General features: G+C 46.5%; 5 protein-coding genes. All 5 read right to left on the bottom strand.

Annotation, left to right across the window (positions count from 1 at the left end; all coding sequences use genetic code 11):
- Positions 1-10 precede the first annotated feature (10 nt).
- The 5 genes from CPIN_RS37080 to CPIN_RS26225 are packed head-to-tail and all read right to left on the bottom strand — an operon-like array spanning position 11 to position 21,669.
- Positions 11-13,765, bottom strand: coding sequence for an SDR family NAD(P)-dependent oxidoreductase (locus CPIN_RS37080; RefSeq protein WP_187294693.1), 13,755 nt, complete (start codon positions 13,763-13,765; stop codon positions 11-13).
- A 13-nt stretch (positions 13,766-13,778) separates the two neighbouring features.
- Positions 13,779-18,869 (bottom strand): beta-ketoacyl synthase N-terminal-like domain-containing protein, encoded by a 5,091-nt coding sequence (locus tag CPIN_RS26210; protein WP_012792891.1) that lies wholly within the window; start codon positions 18,867-18,869, stop codon positions 13,779-13,781.
- Between the two features lie 11 nt (positions 18,870-18,880).
- Positions 18,881-19,630: a polyketide synthase gene (locus CPIN_RS26215; RefSeq protein ID WP_012792892.1), complete on the bottom strand. Its 750-nt coding sequence runs from the start codon at positions 19,628-19,630 to the stop codon at positions 18,881-18,883.
- A 6-nt stretch (positions 19,631-19,636) separates the two neighbouring features.
- Positions 19,637-20,419, bottom strand: coding sequence for an enoyl-CoA hydratase/isomerase (locus CPIN_RS26220; RefSeq protein WP_012792893.1), 783 nt, complete (start codon positions 20,417-20,419; stop codon positions 19,637-19,639).
- Positions 20,416-21,669 (bottom strand): hydroxymethylglutaryl-CoA synthase family protein, encoded by a 1,254-nt coding sequence (locus CPIN_RS26225; protein ID WP_012792894.1) that lies wholly within the window; start codon positions 21,667-21,669, stop codon positions 20,416-20,418. Before CPIN_RS26225 ends, CPIN_RS26220 begins: the two co-directional genes overlap by 4 nt.
- Between the last annotated feature and the right edge of the window lie 21 nt (positions 21,670-21,690).

The raw sequence follows: 21,690 nt of genomic DNA on the forward strand, positions 1-21,690 counted from the left end.
CGACAATAGATTAGTTCAGCGTGTCTGTAGTTATTGTTGTTTTCATAAAGGCCATCTGATCAACAGGGCCACGTAACAGCATCTCAAGTACCTCCATGGCTTCCCTGGGTTCTATGGTACCAATGCCGGCCTGCGCAAGGCGTTTTTTGAAGGCGGCCGGTACAACGCCGCCCACCCCGATATTACCCCAGTAGCCCCAGTTCATGATCTTCACCGCACATGGCCATTCAAGAGCGAGTCTACGGGCAAATGCATCTTTAAAATTACACCCGGTCGCATAACTGCTTTGTCCGAGTGCCTTTCCAAAAGCACCGATAGAGGAAAAGAAGAGTACAAAATCAAGTGGCTCATTGGCAAAGACCTGCGCAAGACGGATACTGATATCTACCTTGGCGGACAGTCCTTCGTAAAACAATGTCTCGTCCATTTTCGCCAGACTCTGATCCAGCGATCCGACTGCCGAATGTATAATACCATGTATATGACCATATTCCTGTTTAATCTGCTGATAGGCCGTTTGCAAAGCCGCTCTGCTGGAAGCGTCTGCAGCGATATATTTCGGTCTTACACCATCCAGCAAGAGACGATCCAGCTTACTGCTGATTTCCTCATTCAGCGGCCGGCGTCCTATCCAGATAATATTTGCGCGATAGGTGTGTATCATGTATTCCGTCCATACTTCTCCAATCCCACCGTTTCCGCCAATGACTACATATACGCCTCCTTGCCTGTACAAGCCCTTTTCACCCGCAGGAGGAATGACCGGTAATAGTTCCTGTCTGAACCACTGTCCATTTCTGCCACACAGGGCATTCCCTTGTGTATCATACGGAAGACTGAATAATTCATTGACCGTCCAGGTATCATCATAACCAAGGTCCAGCAAGCGTACCCGCCACTCAGGATGTTCTTTTGCCATAGATCCAATCAGGCCATGCAGGGAGGCATGTACAGGGTCCGCCTTTTCGTCTTTGTTTATATTCTGCCCCTGACGGGTAAGGATGGTCCAGCCGATTGGCTGATGACCATATCCCTCGGACAAGAGCGCTTTAATCATTCTGAAAAAGTAGTGTACAACCTTTTGTTCGTCTGTGATAATCGCTTCATCTGCTACAGCAGAAAAAGATGAAGGAGCGGCAAACCAAACGATATAGGAAGGAGTACCAAAAGTCCGCAGTTTACCGGCCATATCCGCTATACTATCCGTGAACTGCGCATTAAATAAGACGGCATTAGGATATGTTTCACTGATAAGCGCCAGTTCATGATCCTCACAACCAACTACCAGTAATCTTGTAGCTGATTCAGGAGATAGTTCATTAAAGTCAGGGAACAAGGGATCCCATACAGGCGTCAGCATAGATACATCTTCTGCAAATACATAGGCGCCTTCCGAAGTGACATATCCATTACCAGAAGCCGCCGGAACAGCTGCTGCCGGCATTTCTGCTGGGGACTCCATTATCCTTGAAGAAAAACCTTTCATCACAATACAGATATTGCCTTCTTCATCACATAGATCAATGTCGAGCTTATGTACCTTACTACCACTATCCTCTGCAAAACGGACCCAGGCCCACATTTCTTTAGTACAGGCTCTCAGAATTTCCATTTCCTGCATACCAAACAACAAAGCAGACTTCATGGGCAGTATGGTCGTATTGCCGTTTTCATCAACAGCTACATTAAGACCAATGGCTCCCTGTACGGCTGCATCTACGATACAAGGATGAACAACGAAATCCGACAGGGTTTTCCAGAGATCTTCTTTCAGCACCAGTCGGATCAATGCCTGTCCCTCCCCTGTATATATTTCCTGTATACATTGGAAAGCAGGACCATATGTCAGTCCGACAGCATGATATACCTCATAACAGGTCTCTCCTGATAAGAGACCTTCACTACATACTGATTGTAATTCTTCCAGATCTAATATGAGCGATGGCACATCCTCCATCATTGTCACCGTTCCGCTACAATGCGTAGCAGCATCCGTTTCTCCGCTGCTGATAATAAAGTCTGTTTCTCCATTTTCATCCGGCGTCAGGGAGATTGTTACGGATGTTGGCGTATTCACCACAACCGGCTTCGACCAGGTAACATGTTTGATACTGATCCCTGCTGTAGCAACTCTACGACCAGCAATCGTATTACAAGCTGCCAGTGCCATTTCCAGATAGGCGACACCCGGCAACATTGTATTTCGGTTGATAACGTGATCTGCCAGGAAGAAGGCTTTTTTATCCAGCAATGTGGTAAACTTCAATCCTGAGAGATCAGAAATATTCTGGTGCAGCAAGGGATGCAGGACAGACGGCGTACCGCCCATTCCCAACACGGGCGTATGTACGTCTTTTGAAGGGAACCAGTATTTCTCCTTTGCAAAAGGATATACGGGTAAACTGATACGGCCGGGGCGTATCGCTGTATAACACAACGTCCAGTTCACCTGTCCGCCTTTCACCCAATACCGTAACAGCTTCTCGTAGTTATGTTCACTGATCCATTTATCTGTTAAAGCACCAATCTCATCGTATCCCAGCAGGTCGGACAGTCCTGTGCCTTGTGTATTTGTTTCACTACGATAGCGCTTGTCTCCGGACAAACCTGTAGCTAACAGCTCTTCTAATTCAGCCAGATTATTAACGATCATACCCAGGCGTTCTTCCATTGCCTCCCTGCCTGTTTGCAACGTATAGGCAATAGCAGGTAAGTCCGCATCACTATAAATACCCCGACGTATACGATCCAGCAAACGGGCTACCTGCTCTTCCAGGCGGGCCGTATTCCTTGCTGACAATACGATCACAAACGGTCCTTCAGCAGATGGCTGTTCTGTATGCTGCCGTACGTATTCCTCTATCAGTATATGTGCATTAGATCCTCCCGCGCCAAAAGCTGATATACCTGCCCGTAAAGGATATTGCTGCGTATGACCGTCGATCGTTACTTCCGGCCGCTCCCACTTCTCAAGGTGGTGCTGAACACGGAAAGGACTCTCATGAAACGCAATATGAGGATTCAAGGTTTCAGCATGTAAGGACGGAACCAGTTCGCGGTGTTGCAATTGTAACAGTACTTTACTGAAACCGGCTATACCCGCAGCGCTTTCACAATGACCGATGTTTGACTTAGCGGATCCGATGGCACAGTATTGCACATCATCTCCATATTCCCGGAAACTCTTGGTCAGTCCCGCTATTTCTATCGGATCACCCAAAGAGGTACCTGTACCATGCGCTTCTATATAACTGATCGTCCGTGCATCGATACCAGCATTCTGCAACGCATGACTGATCAGAGAAGACTGTGCCTGTGGATTGGGTACCGTATATCCGTTCGTCTTACCACCGTGATTAATAGCGCTTCCGCGTATAACACCATAAATATGATCACCATCCGCTACTGCGCGGGATAATGGTTTTAACAACACGGCTCCTACCCCTTCACCTGGTACGTACCCATCCCCACCTACGCCAAAACTCTCACAACGTCCTTTACTGGAGGCAAAACCACCCTGTCCTAACATCAGGTATTTATTAGGATGGATAGACACATTCACACCACCTGCGATGGCCACCACACATTCTCCACGTTGCAGGCTCTGGCAAGCCAGGTGTAATGCGGTCAGCGAAGAAGAACACATGGTGTCTACCGTCAGACTAGGCCCATGAAAATTGCAGAAATAAGATACCCTATTGGCAACAGAGGAAGCGTTTCCTGATAACACCACCGGTCTTCCCTTCATAGTTTCCTGTACGCCATAAAGCTGGTATTCCAGGTACATAGAACCGGCGAATACGCCCACATTTCCGGCTGCAGCCAGACTTTGACGGGTATACCCGGCATCTTCCATGGCATTATACACACATTGCAGGAATAAGCGCTCCTGTGGATCTATAACGCTTGCCTCCAAAGGAGAAATGTTAAAGAAGAGGGGATCAAATTCAGTTACTCCATCAATAAACCCGCCCCATTTGGCATAGGTTTTCCCTGGTATACCTTTTACAGGTTCAAAGAACTGCCGGTGATCCCAACGCTCAGCAGGTATTTCTGTAATGGCATCTACACCATTTCGCAGGTTCTCCCAGAAAGCATTGATATCAACAGCACCCGGATAACGTCCTGCCAGACCGATCACCGCAATTTCCTCTTCATTTTTCTGATGCGGTACTGAGGTTGCTACCTTATGCTTATACTTTACCTGTGTATCTGATCCCGTACCGGTCTGTTTTGATGTAGCAGTTGCACCTGTCAGTTCCTGGAGTTTTTGCTGATGGGTCTTTACAAAATAGGTTGCCAGTTCATATACCGTCTGATATTCAAAAAACAAGGTTTTAGGAATGGAACCGAAACTTTTCTCCAATTGTTCAGAAAGCGCCATCACCATCACAGAATCAATTCCATACTTTTCAAGCGGCGCATCTGCTTCTATCCTGTCAGCCGACAACTTAATCACAACAGAGAACTGCTGCTGTAAAAATTTAATGGTTTTTTCCAGCAACACATCAGATACAGGCGCTGCTTTATCTTCCTGTATATTCCGCTGTACAGGTTGCGAAGGCGCCTGTAAATGGCCATCTACTTTCACTTCCCTTAATGATAAGCCCCTGATACTTGTACATACCCATCCTTCTTTATTACAAATGTCGACATCCAGTTTACGTACCCGTTCACTATCCCCACTACTTTCGCTGAACCTGATCCAACTCCACATTTCTTCTTCACATGGACGATAAGCGCGAAGTGTTTCCAGGGCAAACGGAAGAGACAAGGCAGATCCTGCATCAGCACCTACACTAAAGCCTATAGCAGCATGGAGTGCGGCATCCATCATTCCCGGATGCATCATATAATCGCTTATACCTTTGGGCTGTTGTGACACCAGACTTGTCAACAAAGATTGATCTGCTTTGTAGATATGGTTGATACCTTTATAGAAGGCGCCATATACAATACCCAGCTCACGGTATATATCGTAGTATGCCTTTGCATTCCGGTTGATCTCATTGAATCCCTCTTGTAATGAGGCGACATCTATACGGGGATCTTCGGATAATGGATTTATCTGCACAGTTCCTTTGCTATGTACAATCTTCTCGGAAGTAAAACTATGAATACTGAAGTCGATACTAGTGTCAGACTTCGCATCAAGTGTAACGTAGACATCTGATCCCTCTGCATCCACTACAAGCGGACGGGCCCAGATCACATTGTGTATACTGATAGTCCGGTCTGCTGTTTCCACTGATCGCTCAATAGCTGTATGTACCATTTCCATATAGGCTACTCCGGGCAGTATCTTCTGTCCATTGATTACATGGTCAGCAAGAAATACTTCTTTCCCGGTAAAATGCGAAACGAACTGCTGTTGTGACAGCGTAGATATATTCTGATGTAGCAATGGATGTAGTAACTGAATCTCCTTGTGGCTATCGGAAGGCTTGAACGAGACACGCGGTATTGGAAAGACATCTTTCACAAATACATATCCAGGCAGATGAACGATTGACGGCTGTACACCATTGTATAATTGCTTCCAGTCAATCACCTCACCGTTTAACCAGTCTGTAGCCGTCTGCAACAATGCATAACCATTTCTCAATTCCGGTCTCCGTTGCATGTGTTGCTTTTTAGTATTCCGCTTTACCCTTCCAGTCAGATATGCGCCACCCTCACTGCTACACAGAAAAGCCTCTAATTGACTTAATAGTTCTTCCCGTGAACCGGCAATACAGGCCATACGATATTCCATGGCCTCTCTGCCTGTTTGCAGGGTATAAGCAATATCTGTGAGTAAGCTATCCTCCTGTCCAGACAAAAAATGCTTCATCTGTGCTGCATATGCCGCAAGACTTTCCCCACTTTTTGCAGAGAACACAAACAATTGCTGTCCGCTGTTTGCTCCGGACTGCTTTACTACCGGAACATATGCTTCGATAACAGCATGTGCGTTGGTACCATTGATACCCGTAGTGCCGATAATACCCAATCCTGGCTTATCATCTACAGTATCCCAGGTGATATTATGTTTTGCAACGACAAAAGGTGTTTTATTAAAATCTATATACTCATTACTATGCTCATAATGATGGTTCCCTGGTATTGTGCCGTGCTTCATGGCCATCAGCATCGTAACAAGACTTACAACGCCTGAGGCAGCAAACGTATGTCCTATAAGCGGTTTAATACTGCTGAGATGACAAAACTGCCTGTCCTGCGTATAAGTACTGAAAGCGTTGTTTAAACCCATAATCTCTACCGGGTCACCCAGTTTGGAGCCTACACTATGGGCAATGGCATATTGTATATCCCGGGGATTAATATCGTACTGCTCATATACCTTTCTGATCAATGCCGCCTGACTTACCGGATCCGGTGCTGTGATACCATTTGTAGTACCATCGTAATTGACACCTGTAGCCTTGATGCTACCATAGATCGTATCGCCATCAGCAATTGCTTTGGATAAGGGTTTTAATAATACAACGGCAACTGCTTCACCTGGTATCATACCATTTGCATCCTGATCGAATACCGGACAAGCGCCGTCATGCGATAACATATCTACTTTACCGAGACCAAGGTATATCATTGGAGAAGCCAACAGATTAATACCTCCGGCTAAAGCCATTTCACAGTCGCCTGCTCTGATTGCCTGACAAGCCTGATGAATGGCTACCAGTCCGGAGGAACAAGCAGCTGTCAACGCCATACAAGGGCCTTTAAGGTCAAGCGTGTAAGCAATACGGGCAGCCAGAATAGCATTCTGATTGCTGCTGACCCTTCCGCTATCATCAATGGCAAAACCATTTTCGCTTTCCTCAACGCCTACGTACACGCCACAATCGGTCCCTCTTATCCGGCTCCCCATGTATCCGGCATCTTCCAGCGTATGCCATGCTTCTTCCAGGAAAAGGCGTTGTTTGGGATCCATCTGAGCTGCTTCTGCAGGCGATATTTCAAAAAACAGGGGATCAAATGTATCTATCCTGTCCAGGAAGGCGCCCCACTTACAATTGAAATTACCAGATGTGTTATCAGCGTAATCCTGCCAGTCCCAACGATCCGCTGGTATTTCCGTAATACCACTTTTGCCTTCCAGTATATGTTGCCAGAATATTTCTTTATTAGCAGCCTGTGGAAAACGGCCACTCATACCAATTACGGCAATCGGTTCCGGTACTCCCTGTGCCAGAGAGGCTGTTGAAGATCCATTGTCTTCTCTCAAACTTAGCGGTGTTACCCGTGGATTGGGTAAAGTAGCCTGCAGACGTTCATTCTCAATTGAGTAAAAGCGTTCTATACTTTCTTTATGCTCAGTCATGTAAAACGACTGTAATTTATCCAGGGTGGCATATCCGAAGAAAACTGCCGGCGTCACTTCTATATCATAGTAAGCAGTCAGACGTTTGGATAACTGCATCAGACTCACTGAGTCAAAACCGAAATCCGCCAGATTAACATCCGTTTCCACATTTTCAATACTGAGCTTTAATAGCTCGCTTACCTGACGACGTAAATCCCACAACAGACTTTCTTCTGCTGACCAATCATGCATTGCCGCATGAAGGCCAGGGCTATTCACGGATACGACATTTAATGCAGCTGATGCTGTATCTCCTGACAGCAATGGCATTTGACAGATACGGGATCTATCTCCATACATCACCAACCGTGTCACATCTCCTTCATTTAATAATGCTTCAAAGGCAGATAATCCCAATGCTGATTCCAGGTACCCCTGACCACTGGTCTTCAGGTATAGATCCAGCGAACCGCTTTCCCCAGTGCTCATACCCCCCTCACGCCACAAAGGCCAGTTGATAACAGTCGTAACACCACTAAAACCCGCTGCCCGACGCAAAGCGCCATAACTCATTTGAAAGCGGTTAGCAATAGCATAGTCACAGGAACCAAAGTCCCCCAATATGGCGGATGAAGAAGAGAAGTAGGAAACAAAATCAAGCGTTTCCAGACCAAAAACTTCGTCGAGTACCTGACTGCCCCGTACCTTCGCAGACAACACCGCTTTAAAATCTTCATAATGCTTATCGCCTATGGTCGTATGTCCTTGTATACCTGCGATATGCAGTATACCTGATATCTCACCGCTAATCTTTTTGGCAGCAGTACGTACCTTTTCCATGGAAACGGCATCACTCACATCTGCCTGTATATAAATCACCTGGTTGTCTCGTGCTTGCATAAGGGCTACTTTCGCCTCCTCTTCTACTGACAAACGACGACGTCCTGTCATCACCACATTCGCATTCCAGGTATTGCTTAAATAATTGCTGAATAATAACCCTAGTCCGCCGAATCCGCCTGTAACCACATAAGTCCCACCTTGTTTCAATAAAGGTGCTGCCGCCTGCGTCTTCCGCTCTTCCAATTGTGGCATAGTACGAACCCCATTTTCATAATGAACGACATGACTTCCTTTATGCCACAACTCGCCCAGGAATGCCTGTATACTTAATAAATCTTCTGCCGAACGCAATACAACATGTATATCCATACCTGGAAATACAAAGCCCAGCGAACGCGCATAACCTAACCATGAAAGCGCATAACATTTCTCAAGTGCCGAGCTATAACGACCTTCCAGTAATAAGCGTCCAGCTTTTAATCCTGAGGAAAGAATCCCCTGCAACAGGTAAAAAATATCTTCATAAGCCGCATCATCACCCGGACCTGTGTATAATATTCCATCCACAGCACTATACCGTGCGCTGATCTGATTTAAAATGGCCTTATAAGCGCCTGCTTTATCCTTTCCGGCAACAAATACATACTCTCCCTGTTCCTCCACACCATCCGTAATAATAAACAGCAATGAAATACCGGGTAGCAGGGATTGCAGAGAAGCCGACAGAGAGATCATTTCCTCCTGATCCTCCACACAACACAACAGACGTTTCAGCGGTTGTGGTGTAATGTCTGATAAAGGACGTTCTACCCAAACTTCTTCAAATGTCAGTAAGTCAAATGCAGCAGGTGTTTCGGGAGAAGCAACTGTTACCGGCGATAAAGCCGGGGGTACCTGCAACACCGGTGCTACTGAGGGCGAATAAGGGAACCAGTAATGTTCTTTCGCGAAGGGGTATCCCGGCGCATTGATCTTACGCGGACGTGAAGTGGCTGTATACAATTTTTGCCAGTCCACTGTATGCCCTGCTACCCATAATGCAGCTATTTTATCCAGTTCACCACTGTTTACCCAGTCTGATACAGCAATATTAATCTTCTCCGCAGACATAGCATTCATCAGCTTTGCGGCATCTTTTCTGCTAACATCCACAAAGTATCCTGCAACAGGCGTTCGTCCTTCAATAACATCCGCAAGCATCCTTTTTAGGGATGCATAATCCCGGGCTAGAAAAACTACACGGCTACTCATGGCCTCTCTGCCTGTCTGCAATGTATACGCTAATGAAGCAAGTTGTCTATCATGCACGTCCGACCGATCTTCATTGGCAAATATATTTCCGAGGCTTACTTTATGGTATTCCAGCAGATAGTCCACTATTCCCGACACGGAACGCAGGCGCATAAGTACATCTGCTGCAAGTTGAATCCCCCACTGTTGCCAGAGTTGATCTGCCAGCGTTGTCAGTTGTACAATATCCGCATTCAACTCAAAAAACTCCTGACCAGGATCCAGCGAGGCTTGTGGAATATGTATCAGTTGAGATACCATCTCCAGTAACTGTTCTCTGATAGTGATTTTCAACCGATCAGCAGAATCGTTGTTTGTCTGTTTTGAAACAAAATCATGTAAGGTTCTGATATACGCCATCAACCGATCTTCATCACGCGCAGACAGCGGTACAAGGAAGCTTGTCTGCTGATTATCCTGCTCCTTGTTTTTTGTAGCTGGTATATATTCTTCAACGATAAGATGTGCATTACTTCCATTTGCACCGAAAGAGCTTAGTCCTGCACGTCTTGGTACGGTCAGGTCTTTACCTGCTACGTGAATCTGCGGACGATCCCATTCCCTCAGACCGTGCTGTACATAGAAAGGCGTATCCTTGAATGGAATATGCGGATTAAGTTTCTCAGCATGTAAAGTCGGGAATAGTTGCCCGTGTCTGAACTGTAACAATAACTTCGTCAATGCGGCAATTCCTGCAGCTGCCTCCAGGTGTCCGATATTGGATTTAGAGGAACCTATCGCACAGAACTGCTTCTCTTTTGTCCAGCTTTCAAAGGCCCTTTTTAACCCTTGTATCTCGATGGGATCACCCAGTGAAGTACCAGTACCATGGGCTTCGATATAACTGATCGTACGGGGATCCAGCTGAGCATCCTGCAATGCCGCTTTAATCACCTCGGCCTGTGCAACAGGATCCGGTACCGTAGGCCCAGAAGTACGTCCTACGTGATTAATCGCAGAACCTTTTATAACACCATAAATAGGATATCCTTCTTTTTCAGCCAGTTCCAGACTGGTCAGCAACACAGCTCCTACTCCTTCACCTGGCACATAGCCATCTCCACCTTCGCCAAAACTATGACACCGTCCGTCTGAAGAAAGGAAAGCGCCCTGTCCCAGGAACTGATATTTATGAGGATGGGTAACAAGGTTCACACCACCCGCTATCGCATAATTGCATTCTCCTTTTCTGATACTACCTACGGCAAGATGAATAGAAGTCAGTGCAGAAGAACACATCGTATCCACCGCCATACTCGGACCATGGAAATTCATGCAATATGATACCATGTTGGGAATTGCAGCTGCGCTTACACCAAATGCCGCCGGCTGTCCCGCGCGGGACATTTCAGCACCAAACAGCTCATAATGGCTCCAGAAGATGCCAGCGAATACACCTACACTTTGCTCGCCGTTTCCGGCGAAATGATGCCCTATCTTATCAGGTTTGAAGCCCGCATCTTCGCACGCCAGCCAGGCAGTCTGCAGAAACAAACGCGCCTGCGGATCCATGATCTCCGCCTGGTGTGGTGATATATTAAAAAACCGGGGATCAAAATCAGCAATCTCTTTCAGAAATCCGCCATGCCCGTATAGCCTGGTAATATCATAACCGAAATCATACCCTTTCCATCGCTCAACGGGCATTTCGCTGATACTGTCTACTCCGTTTAGCAGGTTATGATAAAACTCATCCAGGGTCTCTGCACCTGGATAACGACCTGCGACCCCTATAATGGCGATATCATCATTCGTAGTGCCGGCAGAATGTTCTTTTTTTGCTGGCCCTGTTATCTTTTCTTCCGCCGGAATAAGGAAGTCCTTATAATGACGGCGCACTACTTCTCCCTCACCATATAATACAATCCCTTGCCTTTCTTCACCCTGCAAAAGGCGTTCAAGCATGGCCATGCCGCTTGCTGATGGCAAAGGAACCATACCCGTCTGCTCCCGCATAAATGCCGCCGATGCGGCAGCTATCTGCATACCACCTTCTGCCCATAAAGGCCAGTTAATTGTAAGCGTTTTACCTGAACGTACACCTGCAAGTACCTGCTCGTTTCTCAGGGCACAATAAGCGTCCATAAAAGCATTAGCCGCGCCGTAATCCGATTGTGCCGGATTACCTGCTACGGCAGATAAGGAAGAATAGACTACAAAGAAATCCATCGGATGTAAACGGCTGGCATAATCTATATGCTGGATACCATTCGTTTTGGGCAACCATACATGGTCTACATCCGATATATCTTTGCGTATAATGAACTGGTCCTTTACCACTCCTGCAGCATGAATAATACCATGAACATTTCCAACATCCGTTCTTATCTTTTCAAAAACAGCAAGTACCTGTACACCATCACTGATATCAACGGATATATATTCAACCCTGCTTCCATTTTTTTGCAACGATAACAGGGCTTGTTTTTTCGATTCATTCAATGGAGAACGACCTAACAGGATCACATGGGCATTCACCTGATTGGTGATATGTGCTGCTGTAAGTAAACCAAGTCCACCGGCGCCTCCAGTGATCACATATACCCCTCCATTTCTGAATACGGTCTGTTTTACAGCCGATGCCGTTTTTTCCTCCCAGTATCTCACCTGCCGCTGCTGTTCTTGGTTATATCTTATTTCTTTACAACCTTTTTGAACTTGTGTCGCTTCCTTATTAATCAGTGACAACACAGCAGCTGCATCTGCCTTTTCCTGTAAAAAACTGATCACCTGTGCGTGGACTGCCGGCTGTTCCTGCACCGCTGTTTTTAACAACGATGCAAATACAGCGCTGTAGTGATCATTTCCAGTAATAAATTGTACCAGTCCCGGGCCTGTTTGTGTCAGGAATGCTTTGACATGTCCCAGCATAACAATAAACTGTTGTCTGATACTATCTGGTGTCTCCATTTCATCAAATGCAGGCAACACGATCACCTGGTCATCTACATGTGCTTTTACAAATCCTGCAAGATTGTCTGCCAGATCATGCAAAACCAGGACTCGTCTATCAATAGCAACAGGCGTCTTCGTCTGAACAACTGGTGCTGTATGCCAAACAGGTGTAAACTGCAAAAGTTCGGCTGCTGCCTTCGCTGCATCATCCTGTACCTCAGCCACTACCTGTTTTGTAACGCCGGCCATAAAAGCCGCACCATGGTGCTCCTGCAGATATTCTGCCAGTCGTTGAATAGTCGCATATTCAAAAAGCAAGGTAGGATACAACTGCGTCTGTACTGTTTTTTCCAACTCACGTACCACCTGTAAAAGATGCGCGGAATCCAGTCCCAGGTCATAAAACCCGGTATGAATATCAAGTGTAGCCGGTGTTGTACTTAACAGTCTGCCGATCTGTGTACGCAACTGCTGAATAATAATGCCCATGCTGTCATTCGCTACAGGCACTTCAGCCGTGACAAGCACTTTCTCCTGTTGTTGCCCGGCAATCTGTGTTGTGACCAGTTTCTTTATCAGTTTGGGATCTCGTATTCTTTTGGCAGATAAATCAGTAAATTCTACCAAAACGGCTCCGGCTTCATCATAAAGTGTGATATCTGCATGGAGAATATCTGCCGGTTCACTACCAGGAAGCGGCAGAGACTTTAATTCAGAATAAGTATAGACTTTTGCGGGCAATGGCTGGTGGATGCAGAAACGCGCTATCATAAACGGGATATAGGGCGTATTATCCATGATAATCCCATTTCCGGTCAGCTGCGCTGAAAGGCCGGCTAATGTTGATCCATCCAGGAAAGCCGGATGTGCATAGAAATTAGTCCTGAATTGCTCTGCTTCCTCTCCCAGGTGCAATGCCATCAATTCCTTATTGCCCGTCTGATAAACGGTACCCAGGGTTTTCATGAATGCTCTGTGACGGATATCGGCTCTTCTCACAAGCGCATACACATCATCCATGTCCCAGCGATGCGTGGCTGACTGCATAAACCCTGTTACATCAAAAGGGGTATTACTGGCTGACGCTGTTGCTTTAAAAAGCAGACATTCCATATTATCATCTGCGTCTTCGCCCAATAACACATTGTTCTTTATTCTTCTACTCTTAACGTTGACGTTCCAATGATCGCCTGAGGGTGTAAATGAGATCTGCAGTTGTTTGTCAAATGAGGCATCTGTAACAACCGGCTGCTTAAACAATACGTGCTGCAAGACAATTGACCGTGTGCCAATCGCCAATTCTGATAAACGATAAATCATGTCCAGCAAGACAACACCGGGCAATGTTCTTACATCATGCACGGTATGGTCGCGGACTATATAGTTAGAATGGGTTATCTCCTGTAGAAAGGTCCTGGTTTTGTTCATGTCAGTGCTCATTTTACACCTCCTTTACTTCAAATAGTTTCATAAAATCATTTACTACAGCTTCTGTTGCTGTAGTTACCGATACCGGAGCGGGCATCTGCTGTTGGGAATTATTAACAACATCTTCCGGCCAATAGCGTTTCCTGTTGAATCGGACTGGTTTTAACCGTGGTTGTAAAGTAGCGATATGACTGGCAGGCACACCTTCATTGCTGATGATAAGATGGGCGTTATTACCTCCCAATCCGAATGAACTGATACCTGCCCTGCATATCCCATCAGGCCCGTTCCAGGGTTGCAATGCCCGCACAGGATAAAATGGAGAAGCGTCAAAACTAAAACGGGGGTTAGGATGATCACAATGTAATGTGGGAGGAATTTGTGTATGTACAATAGACAATAACACCTTCACAATACTGGCGGCGCCGGCGGCACTTAAAAGATGTCCTATATTGCTTTTCACACTACCTACACCGCAATATTGTTTACGATCCGTGTATTGGGAAAACAATTGTGTCAATGCTTTCAGTTCGATCGGGTCACCAATCAGTGTACCTGTTCCATGTGTTTCAACATAGGAAACAGTGGAGGGTAGCACTCCCGCATCTTGTATGGCAGCAGCAATCAGACTACGCTGTGCTTCAGGATTAGGCGTTGTAACACCCATGGTATTGCCATCATTGTTAATGGCTGAACCATCAATCACACCGTATATCTTGTTATTATCCCGGATAGCCGCATCCAGTGGTTTCAGCACCAGTACACCACATCCCTCTCCTAATCCGATACCATCAGCCCCCGCATCAAAAGTGCGGCAACGACCGTCTTTTGACAGTACGCCGGCATCACTTAAACCGATGAAAACACCTTCATCCAGCAGAATATCTACACCACCGGCAAGTGCCATTTCACTCTCTCCGGAAAGAATACTTTTCACAGCCAGATGAACAGCAGTCAGAGTACTTGAACAAGCGGTGTCGACTACAATGTTGGGGCCTTTAAAATTGTAGATATGTGCCAAATGTGCGGTAATAAAATTCTGTCCTGTTCCTACAATACGATCCTTCACCGGACTATTATACTTGTAGGCGAAATTGCCTGCCCTTGCTCCTGCAAATACACCGATCTGTTTTCCCCACAATGCCTCCTTCTCATATCCGGCATCTGCTATAGCCGTAGTGCTGACTTCCAGCCATTGTCTCTGAATGGGATCAATATAAGGAGCAAGCGCCGGAGCGATATTGAACGCCGCAGGATCAAATGCTTCAATCTCTGGTAAAAAAGCGCCCCATTTACTACGACTCTTCCCCTGCTGCTGACCAAGCGGATCATAATGCTGTCGCCAGTCCCATCGTGATACAGGCACCTCCCGGATACTATCTTTTCCCTGGCGAAGATTCTCCCAGTAAGCAGTTATATCATTTGCATCCGGGAAATGACAGGCCATCCCCACTATTGCTATACGTTTCTTTATATGCGTTGTTGGCAAATTCTCCACCACCGGCGTAGCCGTATTTACAATCTGTAAGGATGCCATTTCCTTCGGATAGTTATCCAACAGATAAGCGCTCATGCCGGCTATTGTCGGATACTCCAGGAAGACCGAAGGATCCAGGTGAATCGTTTCAAACTGATGGTCTATCTTGCTAACCAGTTGCGCGAGAATGATCGAATCAACCCCGTATATCTGAAACTCTTTGTCTCTGCGCAACCTGGAAACATCCATTCTTAATTCTGCTGCCAGCAAATTCATCAGCCACCCTTCCACAACCGTAGTAAGATCGCCTTCATTAATTGGCGACACAGCTACATATTCGGTATGCTGTGATTGGCTAACTGCCATTACTCTCTTTGGATATTCAAGCCATGTTTCCGGCTTAAAGCGACTCGTATCTACTATAGCAGGTAATATCACCGGACCATAAGCGCCACTGATCACCTGCTCCAGCAATAACAGACCTTCTGCATTACTATGGCTGATCAATCCTGTTTGTTGATATGCAGGACTTTTTACTTCCCCGAAGCCGGTTTCTTTCCAGCTGGGCCATTGTATACTGACAACGGGGAATGATGCCTGGGCAGCCGCCGCGAAATAGTCCATATAAGCATTTGCCATCGCATAATCAGACTGTCCTGCACCTAAGGTGGGGATGATGCCCGCCACAGATGAAAACAACACAAAGAACTGTAAAGGGTCTTTACTGACGCTTTGAAATAAGGACCGTAAACCTGCTACTTTCGGTACAAGTACTTCTCTGATAGCATGCACTGACTTCCGGATAAAAGCCGGGTTCTCCAGGTCTACCATACCCGCACAATGCAATACGCCGCCAATATTACCCAGCGACGTCCTGATTTCAGCCATCAATGTATTTACTGCGGTTGCATCATCCAGCGCCACTGCTCTTACCCACACGGTCACACCTTCCGCACGTAAAGCCTGTATCGCTTTCAGCTTACGGGACAATACAGAATCCGATTGTAAGAGCACACTCCACTGTTCTTCAGGTGGCAGGGCTTCTCTACCCGTAAGCACCACTTTCCTGGCACCATACTTTTTCACAAAATGCCGTGCACATTCCAATCCGATCCCACGGGTACCACCCGTTACCAGCAATACGCCTCCGGCAGGAAAAGCTGGTATATTAATATCCTTCTCTATCTTCTTAGCTGTAAGTACTGCGCGGTAACGCTTTCCCTCCCGGATACAAATTTCAGGGTGGATTCCCGCAACACGCAGTTCCGACAATATATGAGCGGCCTGCAATGCTGTACTGCCCTCTTTCTCAATATCAAGATGTATCGCATTCAGATAACGATATTCAGCCTGCAACATTCTGAAAAGTCCCGCACGGAGCGCACCTGTTTGTCCGGAAGACTTTCCTCCTATTGTCTCCAATCCTTGTGTAACACCGATCATCGTCAATGGGCGGTTGCCTGCACTGATTAGCTGTTGTAGCAATGCAAGACCTGTCAATGCCTGTTCCGCCGCTTCATCACAACCTGTCAGGTCTATCAGCCCTGTATATGCGGCAGGCATTCCACCTTCCGGCAACGCGCTGCTTACAGGGTCGATAATGTCTATATCATTGTATTGACGTTTGATTTCATTTGCCAGAGAAAGCATCGGTGTTGTTGCTAATACCAGCAGCTTACCATGAAAAGCATTGGATGTATTTATCACCTGTTCTTCCCAGGTCTTATGAATAATACGATACGGACGCTCCTGCACGGGTTGTTTTTGTTCCGATGCGGCTATCCAGTAGACCTCTTTCGCAAATGGATAGGTAGGCAGACTAATCCGGCGAGGTTTCACTTTCTCATAAAACACTTGCCAGTCCACACTCGCACCATTCGCCCATAAGCGGGATAACGTAGCGCCGTTTCCATTGGCAGGAGCGGCTTTTCCGCTCAACTGTCCTGTAAAAAAGCTACCATTGTTATGGCCATTCAAAAACGCACTGAGTTTACCAATCGCATCAGCGATACCCGCAGCTGCGAATGCTAATCTATAGTCCATAGCGTCTCTACCTATCTGCAGCGTATACAGCAGGTCTGTGAAGTTGAGCGTTGTATGTGCCTCCAGGAACTGTCGCATAATACCCGCATATACTTTCAGTTGCTCTTCTGTCTTTGCAGATAGTACAAAAACACTTGCCAGCACAGATATACTTTCTGTCGGGCGTATCTTCGGAACCGGCTGATATTCTTCTACAACAAGGTGGGCATTAGTACCGCTGAAACCAAAGGAACTGATCCCTGCTCTGCGCCGTTCTCCTCTACTATCCCATGGTCGTAGTGTATCGCATATATAAAATGGTGATTGTTCAAATTTAAAATGCTCATTGGGCCTTGTCACATGCAATGTCGGCGGCAGCGCTTGTGAATGCATTGACAACAGTACCTTCTGTACACTGGCTACGCCCGCTGCCGCAGAAGTATGGCCGATATTACTTTTAACGGACCCCAATCCACAGAAATGCGGCCGGGAGGTATGTTCTCTGAATACTGTAGACAGCGCTTCCAGCTCTATAGGATCTCCCAGCTTTGTTCCCGTGCCATGTAATTCTACATAGCTGATCGTTTCCGGATGTATCTTATATCCCGCATAAATGTCACGTAACAATGCTGCCTGACTGTTCATACTGGGGGCAGTGATCCCGTTTGTACGACCATCCTGGTTAATACCCGAGCCAATGATCACGCCGAGAATATTGTCATTGTCTGCCTCTGCGTCTTTTAAACGTTTCAGGATAACAGCTCCAGCGCCTTCTCCTGGTACAAAACCATTCGCACTGTTATCCATGGCCTTACACTGACCATCTTTAGACAACATACCGGCCGAACACATACTGATGTAAGACTCTGGTGTCAGGTAAAGGCTAACACCACCGGCCAGCGCCATGTCTGTTTCCCGGTTTCTCAACGCCTGACAGGCCAGATGAATCGCCACCAATGATGAAGAACAGGCCGTATCAACAGCTATCGCAGGGCCTTTCAGATTCAGAAAATAAGCGATGCGGGCCGCAGCAATAGAATAACTATTGCCCGTTGCACCTGCAATACCGGGTTGCAGCTGATGCTGTAAAAAGGCATATTCATTGCTCATAATCCCCAGATAAACCCCACATTTTTGCTCATTCAGCACTTCCCCAGCATAACCCGCATCCTCAAATGCCTTATAAGCTTCCTGCAGGAAAATACGATGCTGAGGATCCATCCATTCCGCCTCTCCGGGAGAAAGGGAAAAGAATAAAGGATCAAACTCGGCGATATCATCCAGCATTCCTAACCACTTACAGTACACTTTTCCTTTCTGTAAAGGTCTTGGGTCATAAAAGGAGGGTACATCCCAACGGGATAAAGGAATCTCCCGTACCGCATTTTTACCGGCAACCAGGTTATTCCAGTATGTCTTCACATCCGGTGCATCAGGATACCTTCCTGACATACCGATAATAGCTATTGGTTCAGGCGTCGGACGCCGGTCAATTTCCGGTGTTACAGAAACTGGCGCCGCTGCTAGTTGTTTCAGGGCTTCCCTCGCCGCACCGGCACTGATAGCGCCGGTACTGAGGGCCTTTAATATTGCTAAAGAATCCATGGCGGAATTTTTTACTTGCCAAACAAATGGAGTATCCTGTCTTTTACTTCAGGCTGATGAAAAGTCGTTTCATGCATCCGTACTTCTTCCCGGATCACTTCGGGTAAATCTCTGCGGATATCCTTCACAAGATGGTCTTTAAGGGTTATCAATGAATGCCGTGGCTTTTCCGCCAATTGAGCAGCCATATGCCGGGCATGGGTTAATACATCATTCTTGGATAATACGGAAAAAGGTATGCCTCTTTTTTCCAGGTCAGCGCCTTTGTAATTCCAGGCGCCCAATAACATTTCTTCTGATAAAGCCAATCCCAGTTTCCGGGGTAATATATAAGTGGCCCCCATTCCTGGTGTGAAGCCATATTTCATAAAATTGGTCGTATAAATACACTCTCTGCTGAGCACTACGATATCACAGAAAAGACCAAACACAAAACCACCGCCGATAGCATGGCCATGCATGGCAGCAATAACAGGTATACGGCAGTTTAAGGCAAGGCTGTAAAGATCAGAGTCCGTGAACTGCATCTTTCCTTCAAATATGCTGAGCAAAGCCTCCTGCGAACCTCCTGATGCGAAGTAGTTATCATATCCTTTCAGGATGACCACCTTGTAGGAGGTATTTTCATTAATTACTCGAAAAGCGGCTGTCAGCTCATTAGTCAGGCCAATCGTGAACGTATTCTTATTAACCCTGTCCTGCATTGTCAGCTCAACAATACCAGGCGCGATTTCTGTCAGATCAACGATAGCTTGTTCCATATCCTGTTATTTATGTATTGGGTTACTTTCCTGCCAGGGCAGCAAACCTGTTTCAACAAACCGGGATATCCGTCCCAGATTAGCGGCATCTGCAAACATATCCGTGTTTGCCTTGATAGCCGAAGGTTGCCACTCCCTGTTTATCTTCAGGAAATCATTCATGTATTGTTTATACTTCATTACAGCTGCTTTATTGAGAAGACGTAAACGCCCAAGATGCTGCTGTAATAACAAATCACTATTATCGCCGCTGACATCTGCCAGTCCGGCGTCAGATGCTTCAACCGCTGTAATGGGTTTTGTCATCAGTGTCAGATAGTGTGCCTTCTGAAATCCAATCTTCCTTACCAGGAAGGGTAACACACAAGCGGGGAACAGACCGAATAGCAATTCCGACAAACTAAAACGGGCCGTCGTATCCGCAATCACGATATCCGCTGCCGCAACAAAACCAACGCCACCGGCGTTTGCTTTTCCCTTTACATGAGCCACAACTACAAAAGGACCTTCTGCAATTGTTCGCCATATATCATACAACAAAGCAGCATGACCATTCACGGCCTGTCCCTCTTTCAATAATGAGTTGATGCCCTGGAAATCTGCACCTGTACAAAAGTTTGCCGCATCGCCCTGTAGCACCACTACTGTAGCAGCCGTATAACAGCGTTGCAGCGCCTCGTTTAATTCGGCTATCAGCTGGTCATTGATACTGTTACCTGCCTCCGGACGATAAAACTGTATGAATGCTACATTCCCTTCCTGTTTGAATAAGATCGTTTGATAACTCATGATACCCATTCATAACGTCTGTGAAACTCTTTTATCTCGTTTAACTGTAATCTTCCAAATCCTTCCTGCACGGGTGGTTGCAACGAACGGTCCGGTTTTACATTACGCGTACCGAACTTCAGTGCCTGTCCGCCGGCAATAAGCATCTCATATTCCTCCATTGACAAACGATACCTGTTATCCAGCTGATTGCCTATCTGTTGATTCCGCAGGTATTGTTGTCCTTCTGCTGTCACTACACCACTAAAGAACTCTGAGCAACATCCGGAACCATAGGAAAAACAGCCGATTCTTCTGGGTGATTTAAAATCCCCGCTATCAATAATACCCGCCAGTGAAAGGAATACAGTAGCGCCCATGATATTCCCTACGCGCTGACAATACTGTAATCCGGGCGATACCCGCTGTTGAAAATCACTTTCAATCACGTCTGGTTTTGCCTTTACCATCTTCCGCATCATCGTACGATGGGCGCCCTTCACCATCCCACCAAAAGGCGTATGAAAAGCCAGGTATTGAAATGAGTGATCATAAGAAACATTCTTCACCCGCTTCGTATACTCTCTGAATGACTGCTCACAGCAATCCAGGTAAGACATCAATGACAGGTCCGCATCGCCGGCTTCACTATCCGGCAGCGGACGACAAGTATCCATTACTTCATAGCCGTAGTATCCACTGGCGCCCTGATCCAATCTGAAAGTATAAGGCGTATCACTGATCAGCATCGCGACAGCGCCTGCACCCGCACTCGGCTCTGCAAAAGACCAGTCCTGATCATGTGCGTTGCCGCCATCCGTAACGATAAACCTGGATATATCCGTAGCAATCACGAGTGCTTTGGCACCTGGTGAAGTATGTGAGAGAATGAAATTGATCGCCATCTGTAAACCGGAAGTACCGGCATAACAAGCCTGCTTAATTTCCAGCATACGGCAATTCCTGCTAAGTCCGAGATAATGGTGGATGTATGTGCTGATCGATTTCCCGAAATCAATACCTGATTCGGTACAAGTGATCAGCAGTTCTATACGATCCTTCTCTGCCTGTGAAAGTTTATCCACCAATGGTTTCGCTGCGTTGACCCCAAAAGTGACAGGATCTTCATAAGGCAGCGCCACTGCCTTTTCTTTCATCAGCAGATTTTCAAAACGCTTGTTGTCAAGTCCTCTGTAATTTGATAACTGGGCTATATCCAGGCATGAGGTGCCACCAAAAGCATTCATTGCTTCAATTCCGACTTGCTTCATTCTTCGGGGGATTATTGGGTG

This window comes from Chitinophaga pinensis DSM 2588 (genome assembly GCF_000024005.1).
In the GTDB taxonomy this organism is placed as follows: Bacteria; Bacteroidota; Bacteroidia; order Chitinophagales; family Chitinophagaceae; genus Chitinophaga; species Chitinophaga pinensis.

Coding starts and splice junctions, on each gene's coding strand:
- CPIN_RS37080 (WP_187294693.1), bottom strand. CDS start 13,765: ATGAACAAAACCAGGACCTTTCTACAGGAGATAACCCATTCTAACTAT.
- CPIN_RS26210 (WP_012792891.1), bottom strand. CDS start 18,869: ATGGATTCTTTAGCAATATTAAAGGCCCTCAGTACCGGCGCTATCAGT.
- CPIN_RS26215 (WP_012792892.1), bottom strand. CDS start 19,630: ATGGAACAAGCTATCGTTGATCTGACAGAAATCGCGCCTGGTATTGTT.
- CPIN_RS26220 (WP_012792893.1), bottom strand. CDS start 20,419: ATGAGTTATCAAACGATCTTATTCAAACAGGAAGGGAATGTAGCATTC.
- CPIN_RS26225 (WP_012792894.1), bottom strand. CDS start 21,669: ATGAAGCAAGTCGGAATTGAAGCAATGAATGCTTTTGGTGGCACCTCA.